The sequence below is a fragment of the Bacteroides sp. ZJ-18 genome, assembly GCF_011038705.2.
GTDB lineage: Bacteria > Bacteroidota > Bacteroidia > Bacteroidales > Bacteroidaceae > Bacteroides > Bacteroides hominis.
Window position 1 is genome coordinate 1,836,422 of sequence record NZ_CP072198.1, and the last position, 18,519, is coordinate 1,854,940.

The 18,519-nt window shown below is 49.3% G+C and carries 11 protein-coding genes; 8 read left to right on the top strand and 3 right to left on the bottom strand.

All coding sequences use genetic code 11. The features are described 5' to 3' along the window. Positions 1-46: 46 nt before the first annotated feature. From G7Y45_RS07315 to G7Y45_RS07345, 7 genes are all read left to right on the top strand, one after another. Complete coding sequence (locus tag G7Y45_RS07315) at positions 47-1,171, top strand: glycoside hydrolase family 26 protein (protein WP_165016923.1); 1,125 nt, start codon at positions 47-49, stop codon at positions 1,169-1,171. A gap of 36 nt (positions 1,172-1,207) precedes the next feature. Continuing rightward, positions 1,208-2,380: a 4-O-beta-D-mannosyl-D-glucose phosphorylase gene (locus G7Y45_RS07320; RefSeq protein WP_165016920.1), complete on the top strand. Its 1,173-nt coding sequence runs from the start codon at positions 1,208-1,210 to the stop codon at positions 2,378-2,380. 25 nt (positions 2,381-2,405) lie between these two features. Next, complete coding sequence (locus tag G7Y45_RS07325) at positions 2,406-3,785, top strand: MFS transporter (RefSeq protein WP_165016982.1); 1,380 nt, start codon at positions 2,406-2,408, stop codon at positions 3,783-3,785. 11 nt (positions 3,786-3,796) lie between these two features. Continuing rightward, the gene (locus G7Y45_RS07330; RefSeq protein WP_165016917.1) at positions 3,797-4,975 is read left to right on the top strand and encodes an AGE family epimerase/isomerase; all 1,179 of its coding nucleotides are present in this window, start codon (positions 3,797-3,799) and stop codon (positions 4,973-4,975) included. Positions 4,976-5,044: 69 nt separating this feature from the next. Then, positions 5,045-6,808 (top strand): DUF6057 family protein, encoded by a 1,764-nt coding sequence (locus G7Y45_RS07335; RefSeq protein ID WP_165016914.1) that lies wholly within the window; start codon positions 5,045-5,047, stop codon positions 6,806-6,808. Positions 6,809-6,814: 6 nt separating this feature from the next. Beyond that, entirely contained in the window at positions 6,815-8,275 is a 1,461-nt protein-coding gene (locus G7Y45_RS07340) for a PD40 domain-containing protein (protein WP_032537176.1), read from the top strand. A 3-nt stretch (positions 8,276-8,278) separates the two neighbouring features. Then, positions 8,279-9,409 carry a Rid family hydrolase gene (locus G7Y45_RS07345; RefSeq protein ID WP_032531152.1) on the top strand — a complete coding sequence of 377 codons (1,131 nt, stop codon included), beginning with the start codon at positions 8,279-8,281 and terminating at the stop codon, positions 9,407-9,409. A 649-nt stretch (positions 9,410-10,058) separates the two neighbouring features. Here the strand turns inward: G7Y45_RS07345 and G7Y45_RS07350 are convergent. The 3 genes from G7Y45_RS07350 to G7Y45_RS07360 form a co-directional block, all read right to left on the bottom strand. Continuing rightward, entirely contained in the window at positions 10,059-11,207 is a 1,149-nt protein-coding gene (locus G7Y45_RS07350) for a hypothetical protein (protein WP_032537174.1), read from the bottom strand. 169 nt (positions 11,208-11,376) lie between these two features. Then, a complete protein-coding gene (locus G7Y45_RS07355; protein WP_165016911.1) occupies positions 11,377-12,651 on the bottom strand; it encodes a hypothetical protein in 1,275 nt (424 codons plus the stop codon). Between the two features lie 78 nt (positions 12,652-12,729). Further along, on the bottom strand, positions 12,730-15,429 hold the full coding sequence (locus tag G7Y45_RS07360; RefSeq protein ID WP_005775574.1) for a TonB-dependent receptor: 2,700 nt from the start codon (positions 15,427-15,429) through the stop codon (positions 12,730-12,732). 237 nt (positions 15,430-15,666) lie between these two features. Here G7Y45_RS07360 and G7Y45_RS07365 point away from each other — a divergent pair, with 237 nt between their 5' ends. Next, the gene (locus G7Y45_RS07365; protein ID WP_165016908.1) at positions 15,667-18,426 is read left to right on the top strand and encodes an ATP-binding protein; all 2,760 of its coding nucleotides are present in this window, start codon (positions 15,667-15,669) and stop codon (positions 18,424-18,426) included. The last annotated feature ends 93 nt before the right edge of the window (positions 18,427-18,519 follow it).

Consider the following 18,519-nt stretch of genomic DNA (forward strand, 5'->3'; position numbering starts at 1 on the left):
AATCCCTCCTACTTTTGTGAAGTATTCATTGCTAAATAAACGATTTATGATTAAGAGAATAAAGATATTGGCTACAGGTGCACTGCTGATGGCAGGATTGGGTGCCTGTTCTCCTTCGGGAAAGAAAACGGGGTCGGAAACAGTTGCCGATACCCTGCGTACAGCGGAAACGGTGAACTTATTGAATAATCTCCGGCAGATTCCCGGACAAGGATTCATGTTCGGTCACCATGACGATCCGCTTTACGGTGTGGGCTGGGAAGGTGACGAAGGGCGCAGTGACGTGAAAAGTGTGTGCGGTGACTATCCTGCAGTTATGTCGTTCGATCTGGGGCATATAGAATTGGAAGGTGAGAAAAGTCTGGATCATGTGCAGTTCCGTAAAATACGGCAGGAAACGATTAACCAGTACAAGCGTGGCGGAATGGTTTCTTTCAGCTGGCACCTCGACAATCCGTCGACCGGCAAAGACGCATGGGATGTGAGTGACACGACGGTCGTTGCCTCCATACTTCCCGGTGGAACACATCACACCAAGTTCGTGAGTTGGCTCGATGCCGTTGCGGCCTTTATGAATACTCTGGAAACAGAAGACGGGACAAAGATACCGGTTCTTTTCCGTCCCTGGCACGAACATACCGGAAGCTGGTTCTGGTGGGGACAAAATCTTTGTACGGCTGAACAATACAAAGCCCTCTGGCGGATGACGTATGAACGTATGCATGCCAAAGGAGTAAAGAACTTGCTTTATGCTTATTCCCCGGGATCGGAACCAAAGGATTCGGCAGCTTATCTGGAACGTTATCCGGGAGATGACATCATCGACCTGGTGGGCTTTGACACCTACCAGTTCGACCGGACGCAGTATATGGAGCAACTGGATAAGTCACTTGCCATCCTGACAGAAGTGGGGCAGTCGCACAATAAGCCTATCGCCATCACCGAAACCGGTTTCGAAGCTATTCCCGATTCTACCTGGTGGACACAGACACTCTATCCGGTAATCAGCAAGTACCCTATCAGTTATGTGCTGGTATGGCGCAATGCACGTGAACGGGTGAATCACTATTATGCTCCTTATCCCGGGCAGGTGTCTGCCGATGACTTTGTGAAGTTCTACCGTGAGCCGAAAACTTTGTTTGTCTCGGACGTGAAAGACCTTTATAAATAGAAAATCAAATAAATAACGATAAAAACACTGTCCATTATGAGTCTGTTTAATGATAAAGTTGCTAAATTGCTCTCCGGGCATGAAGCACTGTTAACACGCAGGAACGAACCGATAGAAGAAGGAAACGGAGTGATAACGCGTTACCGTTATCCTGTGCTGACCGCTGCGCATACGCCTGTCTTTTGGCGATACGATCTGAATGAGGAGACGAACCCTTTCCTGATGGAGCGTATCGGCGTGAATGCAACGCTGAATGCCGGGGCCATTAAGTGGGAGGGGAAATATCTGATGCTGGTGAGGGTAGAGGGAGTCGACCGCAAATCATTCTTTGCTGTTGCCGAAAGCCCGAATGGTATTGATAATTTCCGTTTCTGGGAATATCCGGTGACTTTGCCCGAAGATGTGATTCCGGCAACCAATGTATACGATATGCGTCTCACCGCCCACGAAGACGGTTGGATTTACGGCATCTTCTGTGCCGAGCGGCATGATGATGATGCTCCTGCCGGTGACTTGTCGTCGGCTACTGCTACGGCCGGTATCGCTCGCACCAGAGACCTGAAAAATTGGGAACGTTTGCCGGATCTGAAAACAAAGAGCCAGCAACGCAATGTGGTGCTTCATCCCGAGTTTGTGGATGGAAAGTATGCACTCTATACCCGTCCGCAAGACGGATTCATAGATACAGGTAGCGGAGGAGGTATCGGGTGGGCACTGATTGACGACATGACTCATGCAGAGGTGAGTGAAGAGAAGATTATCGACAAACGCTATTACCACACCATCAAAGAGGTGAAGAACGGTGAAGGGCCGCATCCCATCAAGACCCCTCAGGGATGGCTTCACCTGGCTCATGGGGTACGCAATTGTGCCGCCGGACTGAGGTATGTGCTGTATATGTATATGACTTCGTTGGAAGACCCTACCCGGCTGATAGCCTCTCCGGGCGGCTACTTTATGGCTCCGGTAGGAGAAGAGCGCGTCGGTGATGTATCGAATGTACTCTTTTCGAATGGCTGGATAGTCGATGATGACGGGAAAGTGTTTATCTACTATGCCTCGTCGGATACCCGGATGCACGTGGCCACCTCGACTGTCGAACGGTTGGTGGACTATTGCCTGCATACCCCTCAGGACGGTTTTTGTTCCTCGGCTTCGGTGGAGGTACTCAAAAACCTGATTGAACGGAACCTGAAACTGATGAAATAAGAAAACCAAGAATAGAATGACCACCATGATTACACTGAAAGAGAAGATCGGCTACGGATTGGGCGATATGGCTTCATCCATGTTCTGGAAACTGTTCGGTTCTTATCTGATGATTTTTTACACCGATGTGTTCGGGCTGCCGGCCGCTGTGGTAGGAACCATGTTTCTGATTACCCGGGTGTGGGATTCGGCTTTCGACCCTATTGTGGGAGTGATTGCCGACCGTACCCAGACCCGCTGGGGCAAGTTTCGTCCTTACCTGCTGTATCTTGCTGTCCCCTTTGCGCTGATAGGTATCTTTACCTTCACCACTCCGCAACTGAGCGATACGGGAAAACTTGTCTATGCCTACATCACCTATTCTTTGATGATGATGGTATATTCGGCTATCAATGTGCCTTATGCTTCTCTGCTGGGAGTGATGAGTCCCGATCCGAAAGAGCGGAACACGTTGTCCACCTATCGCATGACTTTTGCCTATATCGGCAGTTTCATCGCTTTGTTGCTGTTCATGCCGATGGTAAATCTGTTTGGAGGTGCGGAGGATGAACAGCGTGGCTGGATGTTGAGTGTAGTGGTGATCGCTGTGATGTGTGCGGTTCTGTTCTATCTCTGTTTTGCGTTGACGCGTGAACGGGTGAAACCGATCCGGGAAGTGCAGGGCTCTCTGAAAGATGACTTGAGGGATCTGCTTCACAACCGCCCGTGGTGGATCTTGCTGGGTGCCGGAGTGGCGGCCCTGGTCTTCAACTCCATCCGTGACGGAGCTACGGTTTATTATTTTAAGTACTTTGTGGTAGAAGAGGATTATTCAACAGTCTCCCTCTTCGGGGTCTCTTTTGTGCTGAGCGGGCTTTACCTGGCAGTGGGGCAGGCTGCCAATATCGTGGGGGTGATTCTTGCCGCACCGGTCAGCAACCGCATTGGCAAAAAGAATACATATATGGGAGCCATGAGCCTGGCTACCATACTTTCCGTCATTTTTTACTGGTTCGGAAAAGGAGATATTGCTCTGATCTTTGTCTTCCAGGTACTCATCAGCATTTGTGCCGGAAGTATCTTCCCTGTGCTCTGGTCGATGTATGCCGATTGTGCCGACTATTCCGAACTGAAGACAGGTAATCGGGCTACGGGGCTGATCTTTTCCTCTTCGTCCATGAGCCAGAAGTTCGGATGGGCCATAGGAAGTGCATTGACCGGTTGGCTACTGGCTTACTTCGGATTTCGTGCCAACGAGGTGCAGAGTGTAGAAGCCATTCACGGAATTAAGATGTTTCTCAGTTGGTTGCCGGCCGTCGGGACGGTACTGTCTGTTATCTTTATCAGCATGTACCCACTGTCGGAGAAGAGAATGAAAGAGGTGACCTCGGAATTGGAGAAGAAAAGACAAACTGCTCAATCATGATTCAAAATACTATGGACAAGATTCTTAAACAGGAAATGCTGGAAGAACTCACCACCCACATCCTTCCCTACTGGATGGAACGGATGGTGGATCAAGAAAACGGTGGATTTTACGGACGTATCACCGGACAGGAAGAACGGATGCCTCAGGCAGAGAAAGGAGCCATTCTGCATGCACGTATTCTGTGGACCTACTCTGCCGCTTACCGCCTGTTGGGCAAAGAAGAATACAAAGAGATGGCAACCCGGGCCGAACGTTACCTTATCGACCGTTTTTATGATCCGGAGTTCGGAGGAGTTTATTGGTCTCTTGATTACAGGGGTGAGCCATTGGATACCAAAAAACAGATTTACGCCATCGGTTTTGCCATTTATGGTCTGAGCGAATATCACCGGGCCACCGGAGATCCGGAAGCATTGGAGTATGCCGTCCGTTTGTTCTATGACATAGAGTCCCATAGCTTCGACCGAATAAAGAACGGTTACTGTGAAGCGCTTACCCGGGAGTGGAACGAGATAGCCGATATGCGCCTTAGCGAGAAAGATGCCAATGAACGCAAGACGATGAATACCCATCTGCACATCCTTGAGCCTTATACCAACTTATACCGGGTTTGGAAAGACGAGGGGCTGAAACGGCAGTTGCGTAACCTGATAGAACTTTTTATGCAGAAGATATTGGACAACGATACATTCCATCTGCGACTCTTTTTTGATGATGACTGGCAAAGTAAATATGCCGTTATTTCGTACGGGCATGATATTGAAGCCTCCTGGCTGTTGCACGAAGCTGCCCGCGTACAGGGAGACGCCGAACTCCTTGCCGAAGTGGAACCTGTTGTGAAGAAGATCGCTGCGGCCGCATCCGAAGGTTTCACTCCCGACGGAGGAATGGTGTATGAAAAGAACCTCGCTACGGGACATGTGGATGGCGACCGTCATTGGTGGGTACAAGCCGAAACCGTAGCCGGATACTATAACCTGTTCCGCTATTTCGGTGATTGCGAAGCTTTACAGCGTTCCGTGGTCTGTTGGCGATTCATCAGGCAACATCTGATTGACGATGTCCACGGTGAATGGTTCTGGAGCCTTCGGGCCGACGGCACTGTCAACCGGGATGATGACAAAGCCGGATTCTGGAAATGCCCTTATCATAACGGGCGTATGTGCATTGAGCTGTTGGGCGGATAAACGCATTGTTTCCCCTTTCGTTAGATTGTTTTCCAAACTTTTTGTACTTTTGGGCACAATTTAGCGAATATGAAAAACAAACACGTCAAGAGAGTGAACCTGCTTCTCTCCATCCTGTTGGGAGCAGGTGTCTTTATCTTCTTTGGAGTATATTATCCTTATCATCTGCACTATCAGGAACAGTTCCAGATGTTTCTTTTCACGTCTGGGTATTTTGTCGAACGGGTATCCCATCCCGGTGGAGTGGCGGATTATTTAGGTAATTTCCTCACTCAGTTTTATTATTATTCGTGGGCGGGAGCCGCTGTCTTAGCAGGTGTATTGTGGGGCATGCAACGTTTGGTTGCATTTATTGCCGGACGTATGGGAGAGTGCTCTTTGTGGTATCCGCTTACCCTGCTGCCCTCTTTGTGTTTCTTTATTCTTCTTTGTGACGAGAACTATCTCCTTTCGGGAGTCCTTTCCGCTTGCATGGTGTTGGGGGCAGTTGCGGGATATACCTGTATTTTCAATCCTGTCGTACGCCGTATCTCCCTTTGGGCAGGCATTCCGGTACTCTATATGTTGGCGGGAGGTTGTGCCTGGTTGTTCATCCCGCTGGCTTTGATGGTTGAGTTTTGGCGCTTCGGCACGAAGCACTCTTCCTTATGGCTTCCGGCAGGCGGAGCGATTCTTGTTGCCGGAGTCACAATCTGGGCTTCCCGGTGGTTGTTTCCTTATCCGATGGACCGCTTGTTGTGGGGAATCGGAAGTTATCGTTTCCCTTTATTCTTTCCGAAAGCACAAGTGGTTGCCTGGATAGCTCTCGTGTTGGTTCCGCCGTTAGTAGCCCGCCTGCCCGGGAAGATTACCCGGGGACGTTACGTTGTGGCCCTTACGGGGCAGTTCCTGTTGATGCTGTTGGCCATGAATCTCCTTGGCAAGCGCAGCATCGCGATGAATAAAGAGGCAGTAATGGCCTACGACTATCACGTACGTATGCAGGATTGGGACGGTATCATTGCCCTGGCCGGGAAGAAATTGCCCGATACTCCCATGGCGGTTTCCTGCCTCAACCTTGCCTTAGGGATGAAGGGGCAATTGGCCGACCGCATGTTTCACTATCGCCAGCGTGGAAAAGAGGGGCTGTTCATGTCGTTTGTCAATGACTTTACAATTCCTTTGGTAGCTGCCGAACCCTATTATTACCTGGGAATGGTGAACACAGCCCAACAACTTGTCTTTGAAGCGATGGAGGCCATCCCCGATTATCAGAAGAGTGTCCGCTGTTTTAAGCGGCTTGCCGAAACAAATCTGATAAACGGAAGATATGAAGTGGCAGGCAAATATCTGCGTATCCTGCAACATACCCTTTTTTATAAAGACTGGGCCACGGAGATGCTGGCTTGTATGGACGATGAGGCGCGGATCGATGCACATCCCGAGTACGGACGCCTGAGAAAACTCACCCCGCAAACCGACCTGTTTTTCAATCCGGCAGAACCGGAGATGACGTTGTCATTGTTGTTGCAGGCAAATCCGGAGAACCGGATGGCCTATGAATATCTGATGGGCATTACCCTGCTGAAGAAAGACATGGGACGATTCGTTCACTATTATCCTTTGGGAGAGAAACTGGGCTACCGCTCGATACCGAAGAGTTATCAGGAGGCACTGCTGTTTGGCTGGAGTATGCAGAAGCATACGCCGGGAGAGGAAATCCCCTGGAAGATTAACCGGGAGACAGGAGAGCGGTTGCGGGAGTATGCGCGCATTTACACTTCTACACGGTCTGAGGAGGCGTTGGCACCCCGGTTTGGAGATACTTACTGGTTCTATGTACATTTTAGATAAAAGATTATGAATAAGATAAAACAGTGTTTAGGTATCCTGCTGTTATCATTAACGGTGGTTTCCTGCCGGCAAAAGGTGGTATCGCCCGTTCCGGTAGATGCACTTCCTCCGATATGGCCCGACTATGCGGGGGTAACGATTCCCGCTACCATTGCACCGCTCAACTTCCGTGTGACTGCCGATGGGGCGGAGGCGGTAGATGTCGTGATTTCCGGAACGAAAGGAGATCCCATCCGGACAAGCGGAGAATCTGTGGAGATCCCTGCCGGAAAATGGAGCGAGTTGCTGGAGAACAATAAAGGGGACAGCCTTGAAGTGAAAGTATGTATCCGTCAAAACGGAGAATGGAAAGCGTATCGGTCTTTCCCGTTCTATATCAGCCCGTTTCCCATTGATTACGGATTGGTGTACCGCCTGCTTGCACCGGGATACGAAATATACAGCAAGATGGGTATCTATGAGCGCGAACTTTCTACGTTTCGCCAGACTCCTTTGTTTGAGAATACTCAGGTGACGGCCGCCTGCGTCAATTGTCATGCTTTCAATCAGACGAACCCCGATCCGTCCAGCCTGCATGTCAGAGGCGGACACGGAGCCACGGTGATGACCATCGGTGGAGAGAGCGAGTTCCTCGATACAAAAGCTGACGGACAGCTTTCTGCCTGTGTTTATCCTTATTGGCATCCTTCGGGCGAATACATCGCTTATTCGGTGAACCGGACCAACCAGACTTTCCATCTGGGAGGGAAGAAGCCTATCGAGGTTTTTGACCAGGCTTCGGATGTGGTAGTTTACCATCCGCAGTCACATCGGATACTGACTACTCCTCTGCTGAGTACCGCCGCATTCGAAACATTTCCCGCCTTCTCGCCCGACGGACGGACACTTTATTTCTGTTCGGCGGAGCAGAAAGAGATGCCTGCCCGGTATAAAGAGGTGAAATACAGTTTGTGCAGTATTGCTTTCCATCCGGAGGACGGAACATTTGGCGAACGGATCGATACATTAATCTCCGCCCGTACACTGGATAAAAGCATTTCTTTTCCCAAACCTTCATTCGACGGAAAGTATCTGATGTTTACGCTTTCGGATTATGGAAACTTCTCCATCTGGCATAAGGAGGCCGATCTTTGGCTTTTGGATCTGAGAAGCGGGGCCTTCCGCAACCTGGAGGAGGTGAACAGTGACGACACGGAAAGTTATCACAACTGGAGCAGCAATTCACATTGGTTTGTGTTCAGCAGCCGGAGAGGTGACGGGTTGTACACCCGCCTTTATATCGCCTCGGTGGACGAGCAGGGGCGTATCGGGAAGCCTTTCCTGTTGCCTCAGCAAGATCCGTATATATTCTACGATCAGTTGATCTATTCGTATAATGTTCCTGAGTTTGTATCCGCTCCGGTGCAATGGGACAAGCGGGAGATAGCCAAAGGGCTGATGTCGAAGGAGCGAGTTAAAGTGAAATAAAAGATGAGTAAGAGTATGGAATACAGAAAACATAGAATAGAGTATTTAAAGACTACTGTTGAATATTCCCTTTTTGGGGGTGAGGGAGAAACGAAGGAGGCGCATCTGATGTTTCATGTCGATCCGGAAGCGGGGAGTTATGAAGAGCAGCTGACGGCTATTTGCAAAGCATATCATAAGACATTGGGCAGGAAGATAAAACTCAGGGGAATGGTGCCGGCGTTTTGCCGTTACTTTCTGAGTGATGCCGCCAATCAGTGGGAGGTTTTGCAAGCTGTTTTGCAGGAAGAGCCATCGTATGCTGTCTCGGTTGTGCAACAGCCTCCGTTGGATGGAAGTAAGATTGCTTTGTGGGTCTATCTGACCTCCGAACGGAACGCCGCTTATAAGCATTACTGGACAGCCGGTGCGGGTGTGCCTTGCGGTAATTCGGAGCAGCAGATGAAAACCTTGTTAAAATCTTACGAAGCCGATTTGACCGGAAAAGGCTGTACGCTGGCTTCCGATTGCATCCGTACCTGGATCTTTGTGCAGAACGTGGATGTGAATTATGCGGGCATTGTCAAGGCGCGCCGTGAAAACTTTGTCGGGCAGGGACTGACCGAATCGACCCATTATATAGCCAGTACCGGCATAGAGGGGCGGCATGCCGATCCGAAGGTACATGTGCTGCTCGATGCCTATGCGGTGAAAGGATTGCAGCCGGGACAGGTGACTTACCTGCATGCGCTGTCTCACCTCAGCCCGACAGCCTTGTATGGAGTGACTTTCGAACGGGGAACTTCCGTAGAGTATGGCGACCGTCGTCATCTCTTTATCAGCGGTACGGCGAGTATCGATCATCGCGGTGAAGTGGTTCATGTAGGCGATGTCCGGGAACAGACCCGGCGGATGTGGGAGAATGTGGAGAAGTTGCTTGAAGAAGGTAAGGCAGGTTTTGCCGATGTGGCGCAAATAATAGTCTATCTTCGTGACGCTTCCGATTATCCGGTTGTCCGCGCTATGTTTGCCGAACGCTTTCCGCAAATACCCATACAGTTCGTTGCCGCTGCCGTGTGCCGCCCTACCTGGCTGATCGAGATGGAATGTATGGCAGTAGCCGGAAACGATAACTCCAGTTATCAATCGTTTTGATAGAATTTATTCTATTTCGCTTTCTAAAAGATATGAAATGCGCTGTTTGCCAAACAGCGCATTTCTTTTTTTTGATAGATCCGGAAGAAAAAGCGTTCCTCAAAGGGGCTTTGGAAGCTGGAAAGCCGGGCTTGAAGGCTCCGAAAGCCGGGGTGTTGAGAGAATAGAGCCGGGCTTTCCGGAAAAAGAAGTAAGCATTTGCCGAAAATGCTTACTTCTTTCGGGGCAAATGCTTACTTCTTTTTGAAATATCTCCTAATGTTTTTCCGGATTACTCTTATTGTTTCCGATCGGAGCTCCAAAAGAGAGTGGAATTCTCCTGGTTGCTACTCCGGAACGAATGAAGTGGAAATGACAAAGAAACGGATCTTTGGGGCAATTCCCGTCTATGGGTCCTGCTTTTTGCAGAAACGGTGTTATCTTGTTCGTCCATCGGCTGTTCGGGTGATAAAAGTAAAAACAGCGATCGCTATAGAAGGCGATTTTAGTCCTGCGGCTTTATGACGGGCCGAAAGAAAGCAATCTGAGAGGATTGAAGTATCATTTTGACAGAATGGCAAAACCGCAAGAAGTGTGCCGAGGTTCACCACAGAGGACACAGAGTAACACAGAGGTGAAAAGGGTTTTGATTCACCTCATTCCGGTGAATTCAATACTCCGTTTCCTGCGGATTAAAGTTACACCATCCTTTTGTCCACTCCGGATAGTTGATTTCTTCCTTTTCACTGAACACTACATTTTCCATTACGGCAGGTGTCCCTTCTATGTCCGACGGATATCCGTTGATCCGGCAGTTCCGGAAGGTTACTGACGTATTAGTCCCCAGATACAGTGCCGAACCGAACAATCCCAACATACTTTCATTCTCCGGTCGCAGTCCGCCACCATTGATGAAGTCGGGACGGTTTACGAATGAAGCGTCTCCCGAGGCGGGACCATAGATCGTGACATCTTCAAAGGTGGCGGCTGTGGTGGGAGTGGCCGGGCTGTTTGTACCGTTGTTGCTGCATTCGAAGGCATGAGAACCTGTGATGTCGGCTATTCGCGGATGGCGGATACCCAAGAGATGCTTGCACGTACCACTGTAACCATTGTCTGTATCGAAGTCGTCGTCCCAGCAATGATAGGCCACCAGATATTCCGCATTGACCGTTCCGCCGAACCATTCGAAAGCATCGTCATTGGCATAGGATACTTGCAGATGGTCTATCTGCGTACCGTTTCCTACCGAGCCGAAAGTGATTCCGTTAATCTCCTGGTTCTTCTTGAACGGATACCCCGCAAACTCTATGCGGACGTAACTCAGGATGCCCGAATTATCTGCGTTGTTCGGACCGCCGTGCGTGGTGCGCGGACCTCCTTCTATCTGCATGATGTTTTCGTTGTTCCGGGCATAGCCACAAAGAATCAGCCCTCCCCAGTCGCCCGGTTTCCGCTTTCCGGCAGGCATTTCGGAAGTGAATACAATCGGTGCATCCACTGTTCCTTGGGCTATCAGCTTTCCGCCCGGTTCTATGATCAGGGCGGCACGGGTCTCTTTGTCGCCCTTGATGACGGTGCCTGCCTCAATGGTCAGTGTGGAGCCGTATGTGACGTAACACCAACCTTTCATCAGGTAAGTGCCTCGTTTCAGGTATTGATGATCTTTTATCTCAAAGGTCTGTTCTCCGTTTCCGATGATGTTTTCACCGTAAACAATGTTGTTACCCTGTCCGCCGTTCTCGTCGTCCGTACAGCTACTGCCGGTCAGGCAAACCAGTGCTGTCAGTGCGATAATCCTTAGTCTGTATCTGTTCATAGTTTGAAAAACAGGTAAATGTGTCAAAATCCACCACAGAGGACACAGAGTAACACAGAGACAATTTTAAATTGTTGATTATTACTGAAAAACTCTGTGATGCTCTGTGTTACTCTGTGGTGAAAAGAGTTTCGACACTACCTCTTCATTCTGTGAGTGTATATGTGATTTATAACTTTGTCCAACCTTTGGTCCATTCGTTGTCTGCTTTCACTGCGCCTTTATAAGCCGCTTTCTCAAAGAAGCTGTCTGCCGAGAGGTCGGCTCCTCCTTCTTGGATTCCGATGAAGGTGTTGCTGAAGCTGAAAGTCTGGTTGATGGCATTGTGATTCTCTGCGGCTGTGAACAGGGCAGAAGAGTAACCGCCGTCACCGCTGGCTTTGATATCTCCCGCGATAGCGATGTAGTTCAATACCGAAGGACCATTCACCAAGTACTTCTCGGTTTGTTCTGTTTCGGTAGTCAGGTTATTGGCTTTGCCTGTAACCAGAGCATTGTAGATTTTGGCCTGAGTTCCGGCACGCAGGCGGATGCCTCTTTTACCTTCGTCATTGTTGGCCCCGATCAGTGTCAGGTTAGCCAGTGTGGGGCATGAAATCGGAGTGGCATCCATGTTCTTGTCATAGTTGTCGGCTTCGATCAGGCAGTCACATGTATATCCCAAAGTGGCGGGATCTTCCTGGTAGGCGACAAAGAATTGACCTTTTCCGCTCCATCCTTCTGTCCAGTCGAAAGAATCGTCACTGTTGCTTACCGATACCAGATACTTGGCATTGACCGTACCTCCGAACCATTCGAAACCGTCATCCGTACCTTTGTATGCTTCCAGATATTCGAGGGTAGTGCCGTTTCCTACACCGTAGAAGGTGAAACCGTTGCACTCTTTTTCTGTGGTGAACTTATAACCTGCGTATTCCAGGCGGATGTACTTCAGGATACCTGAGTTATCTGCCGGATCGGAACCACCGTAAGTAGCGTCTCCTACTTCCGATTTACCGGTTGATCCGATATTGATCGGGGCTTTACCGCAAATATGGATACCGCCCCATGCTCCGGGTTCTTTGGTGTCGGAGGTCATGATAATCGGAGCAGAGGCAGTACCTACCGCTTCGATCTTGGCCCCTTGTTCCACGAGGATGTAGTCGATGGTGGCATCGTCGCTCTTGGCGCTGATTGTCACACCTTCACCGATCTTCAGGGTAGAACCGGCTTTGATGATATATTCTCCGTCGAGGGAGAAGTTGTAGCCTTTGGTCAGGATCACGGTTTTTGATCCGTCTACGCTTCCTTTCAGTGTTCCGTTGTTGGCTACCACTTCTTCGCCTTCGCCGTTTCCGCCACCTTTGCCGTTGTTGTCGTCACTACAAGCTGCAAGCGAACACATTCCCATCAGGGCTGCTACGGCCCAAGAGTTGAGTTTTAGATAATTCATTTTCATCTTCATACTGTTTATGGTTTATACTATCTGTTTGATTATTAATATAAATACTCTGTGTGATTCTGTCTCTCCCTGTGGCGAGCCTTAGAATCTGTACGAGACTCCTATCTCCGCATTTGTTCCCGGACGGAATGATTCTACTTCCACCTTTTGTCCCGTTGCCGGTAGTTCCTGCTTGAAACGGATGGTACTGTTCAGCAAATCTTTCATCTGTAAGCGCAGGTTTAGATGCTTGTTGATGGCATAGCTTGCTATGAAGTCCATCGTGTGCAGGGTCTGTTGCTTGATATTGCCTGTTCCGTAGATACCTACTGTCTCGATGCGTGGCCCTTGCACATTATAAACCAGTGCCAGTGTCAGGTCGCTTTCTCCCCTTAATTGGGGAGTGTAGCTGATATCGGCATTGATCAGGAACGGGGAGGCTCCCTGCAGAGCGCGTTCCGAGTCGGTATATACCCCGCCTTCAGGAAGGATGACGTTTGTATACATATATGAGCCGTTGGCACCGATACGGAGATTCTTGAACAGTTCTTTGCGGAACTCGATTTCCACTCCCGTGGCTATTCCGTCTTCGGCGTTGCGGAAAGAACGGATCACTGTTCCGCCCGAAGACTCCTGGGTCTGCTCAATGGGCGACTTCAGTTTCTTGAAGTAACCGGTAACGGAGAACATGTCGCCATTGTTACGTTTCGGGAAGAAATCGTAGCGCAGGTCTATGTTGTAGTTATAAGCATTCTTCAGCTCGTTGTTACCACGGATGTAGGCACTTCCGTAGGACTCCTGGTAGAGGAACGGAGCCATTTCGATGAACGAAGGCCGGGTGACGGTGCGTGATACGGAGAGGCGCAGGCTGTTGGTTTCATCGATGGTGTACTTCAGGTTCAGTGCCGGGAAGAAATCACCTTTGTCCAGGTTCGTCTTCTTCTCCTGCCCTCCGTCTGTCCAGTAGCGTACCCATTGCTTGGCTTGCTCGTAGCGCAGCCCCACGTTGACCAGCAGAGATTCAACCGGATAATATTCTATTTCGGCAAACCCTGCCCATACATCCATGCCGGCGTAATAGTTGTAACGGGGTTGTGCGTCGATATTGGCTTTTATCGTTCCGTTGGCTATGTTTTCCTGATTCAGGTATCCGTTGGTATCGTATATGTTGGTGACATCGGCATTCAGGGCATTGATGTCATAATAGAAGTTCACGCTTTCAAAGTCGCGTTTTTTGCTTTTGTAAGTCCCTCCCACACGAATGAGGTTCGCGTCACCCCATTTGTACGAAGTGCGCAGGTCACCTACAATCTCCTTTTCCTGCAATTCTCCGAAATAGCGGTTGGTGGTCTGATTCAGTTTAAAGAGGTTCAGCTTGTCGCTTCCTTCATTGCGGAAGAAGACAACCTGCCGGCGGTCCGGTTCATCGCTGTTGGTCAGCCCGTAGGAAGCACTCCAGTTTACATCCCACTGAGAGGTCAGCTCATGGTGTCCCATCAACTGGTTGTTCAGCAGTGAATACGCATGAAATACGCTGTTGCTCGACGTAATGTTGTTCTTTTCTGCATCGATCCCTTCGCGTGCCATGTAGTCGTTGATGGCATTGCGGGCATAAAACAGGGTAAAGTTGATGTGGTCGGCCTGCCGGAACGAGTATCCGATGCTGCCCAGTCCCGCTATTTTCAATGCGCTGGAATAGCTGTCGTAATTAAACTTATCGAGATGCGTGCCTTGTGCCGTCATGGTAGTGACGTAGGCATCTTTCAGAATCTGGTTTTCGTTGCTGATACCTACCGAGGCGAGCAGGCTCAGGCGGTTGCCGTTGGGCAGAGTCCAGCTCTTGCCTCCTCCGAGGTTACCGCCGAACTCGGGTAACGAACGGTGCTTGCTGATTGCGAAGTTTGTACCGAACGGATCATTGTTGCGGGCATAATCGCGGAACTCGCTTTTACCCATAGCCAGAATCCGGTCTTTGTTCTTTAGGTTGCCTGTACTGAAGAGTCCCCCCTTCCGGTCGCTGTAATAGAAATCTTTTCCGATGGTGTTGAAGCGTCCGCCTACGTTGAAGCCGATGGAGAAAAAGTCACTTCCGGTATTCTCCTTGGTGCTGATGTCGATATGTGCACCCGAATAGTCGGCGAAAGATCCGGCGGCATATACTTTGCTGACCGTAATGTTCTTTACGGTAGAGGCCGGAAAGAGGTCGAGCGGGATCAGCTTGTTGTCCGGATTGGGCGAAGCTATGGGCAGCCCGTTCAGGGTGGTGGTGCTGTACCGGTCTCCCAGTCCGCGCACAATCAGTTGTCCGGCACTGGCAATGGAGATTCCCGTTATTTTTTTAACCCCATCCTGTACGTTCGATATACCTTTGAGAGTCATCTCCTTGGCTCCCATGTTCTCGATGGCAAGCGTTGCTTTTTGTCTTTCCTGCAACAAAGCCTTTTCACCTTCCAGGTTCTTGCGGGCCACTACGGTGACGGCATCCAGCGTTTGTGCATCCACTTCCAGTTCGAAGTTCAGTGTCGCATCGGTTTTTATCTTCACTTCATTCATCCGGAACGTTTTATATCCTATGTATTTCACTTCGAGGGTATAAGTGCCGTTGTTCAGTGTAAGGGTGTAATTACCGTTTAAATCGGCTACGGCACCGGTGGCGGAACCTGTAACCTGTACGGTAGCTCCCGTGAGCGGTTCTTTGGTTTGTTTGTCAATGATGGTTCCCTTGATGACACCTGCTGTGATTCCCAAGGAAAATGTAGTGAGAAGAAGGGTGGAGAGAAGTCTCCCGATTCGTTGTTTCATGTCTTTTTATCTACGTTTTTCTGTCGGTGCAAAGTTGCGGGATTCAGGTTACGGGGGTGATACATGCACTATACGATTCGTTAACATCTGTGTTACATTCCTGTGTATTCTTTCCCCTGCAATACTCTTAGAGCACCGTTACCGCAAATATTTAATCCATTCTCTTGATAGAAATGGATAATTTTCTAATTTTGCATACTTACAGCAGACAAACATATACCCCTGTAAACTACTTTTATGGATAACGATATCGAACGGTTACGGCGAATGGCCTCCATGGCACAGATCGGGTGGTGGGAAGCTGACTTCACAGCCGGACACTATTTATGCTCAGAATATCTATGTGATTTATTAGGACTGGAAGGTAATACTATCTCTTTTATGGATTTCAGAGAACGGGTGCGGAAGGACTATCAGGAACAGATAGTCCGGGAGTTCAATGCTTCTATACACCGGGAGTTTTATGAACAGACCTTTCCCATTTATTCCAAAGAGGGAATCATCTGGTTGCATACACGCCTGGGTAATCGGGAGGAAGTGCCGGGCAGGGGGATCATTTCCTTCGGTACCATACAACGGGTAGAGGCTCCCAATGAAACCTCAGAACGTATCCTGGAGCGTGTAAACGATTTGCTGTATCGTCAGAACTCCATTTCCCATTCGCTGTTGCGCTTCCTGAAAGATGACAGTGTGGACCTTTGTATCATGGATATATTGAAAGATATCCTCGACCTTTTTCGTGGCGGACGGGTGTATATCTTTGAGTATGATGAATATTACCGTTATCAGGACTGTACCTATGAAGTGGTGGCAGAGGGAGTGCCGGCGGAGATTGAAAGCCTGCAACGCATCGCTACCGACAGTTTGCCCTGGTGGACGAGTCAGACCTTATCGGGTAAGCCGGTGATACTGGATTCATTGGATCAGCTTCCGAAACATGCGAAATCCGAATATGCCATCCTCAGCCGCCAGAACATCAAGTCGCTGATGGTCACTCCGCTGATAGCGGGCGAACATGTATGGGGATATATGGGAATCGACCTTGTGGAGAATTACCGCAACTGGAGTAATGAAGATTTCCAGTGGTTGTCGTCTTTGGCCAATATAATCAGTATCTGCATCGAACTGCGCAAAGCAAAAGATGATGCCATCCGCGAACGTTCTTTCTTGCGTAACCTGTTCCGCTTCATGCCGATGGGATATGTGCGTATGTCTATCATCCGGGATGCCGGCGGGAAACCTTGCGACTACCGGATAGCCGATGCCAATGATCTGAGTTCGGAACTGATCGGATTGCCTCTTTCGGATTATGTGGGGCGTCTGGGTAGTGAACTGTATGCAGATACGAAAGCACCAATAGACTATCTGGTGGACGTTATTGAAGATAATGTGCATAAAGAGACGGATGTCTTCTTTGATCGCTCCCAGCGCAGTTCCCATTGCATCATATATTCTCCGGAGAAAGACGAGGTGGTTTCCTTGTTTCTGGACTCTACGGAGACAGTACGTGCCCACAGGGCTTTGGATCGCAGCGAAAAGCTCTTCAAGAGTATCTTTGCCAATATTCCTGCCGGAGTGGAGCTTTATGATAAGGATGGCTATCTGCTCGATTTGAACAACTGGGACATGGAGACCTTTGGGGTGAAGGATAAAGCGGATGTAATAGGTGTCAGCTTCTTTGAGAACCCGAATGTGCCTCTTGAAATCAGGGAACGGGTGCGGAACGAAGATTTGGTGGATTTCAGGCTGAATTACTCTTTTGAGAGGGCAGGCGACTATTTCCACTCGGATAGACAGAAGATGATTGAACTCTATACAAAGGTCAGTAAGCTGTTTGACAGTCAGGGGAACTTCAACGGATATGTATTGATTAATATCGATAATACGGAGCGTATCGACGCCATTAACCGTATCCGTGATTTTGAGAACTTCTTCCTGCTGATATCGGACTATGCAAAGGTGGGGTATGCTAAACTGAACTTGCTTACCAAACGTGGTTATGCCATCAAACAGTGGTATAAGAATATGGGCGAGCCTGAGGATATTCCGCTGTCGTCGGTTGTGGGAGTCTATGATAAGATGCATCCGGAAGACAGGCAGAAAGTCGTTGATTTCTACGAAAAGGTATTGAAGGGTGAGGAGAAGGATTTCCGTAGCGAAATGCGTGTGTTGAAGCCCGGCACTGCCGATGAGTGGAACTGGGTGCGCATGAATGTGGTGGTCACCAAGTTTGAACCGGATAACGGGGAGATAGAGATCATCGGCATTAACTATGACATTACCGAACTGAAAGAGACGGAAGCCATGCTTATCGAGGCTAAAGAGAAAGCTGAAACGATGGACCGCCTGAAGAGTGCTTTTCTTGCGAATATGAGTCATGAGATACGTACACCGCTCAATGCGATTGTCGGCTTCTCGGGGTTGCTGGTGGATACGGAAGATCTGGAAGAACGTCGTGAATACATTAAGATTGTACAAGAGAATAACGACTTGCTGTTACAGCTGATCTCTGATATTTTAGACCTGTCGAAAATAGAGGCGGGGACATTTGAATTCACCTATGGCGAGACGGATGTGAATATGCTTTGTGAAGATATTGTCCGCAGTTCCCAGATCAAGGTACCACAAGGAGTTGAGTTGGTTTTTGATCCGCATCCGTCGGAATGCAGCGTAGTGAGTGACCGGAACCGCCTGCATCAGGTTATCTCTAATTTCGTGAACAATGCTTTGAAGTTTACTTCATCGGGCAGTATCCGCGTGGGATACGAAGAAAAAGAAGAGTGCGTGGAGTTTTATGTGCGGGATACGGGAATTGGAATTCCCGCAGGGCAACTGCCTCATATCTTTGAGCGTTTCGTCAAGTTGAACACCTTTATTCATGGAACCGGCCTCGGGCTTTCTATTTGCAAAAGCATTGTAGGGCAGTTAGGCGGAGTCATAGGAGTGGACTCGGAAGAGGGAAAGGGCTCCCGGTTCTGGTTCACCATTCCGAAATAGGGGCTTTCATAGCAAAAGACATTTCACCACAGAGGACACAGAGGACGCAGAGGACGCAGAGGGAAACCGAAGATATTATTATCCTAATGGATA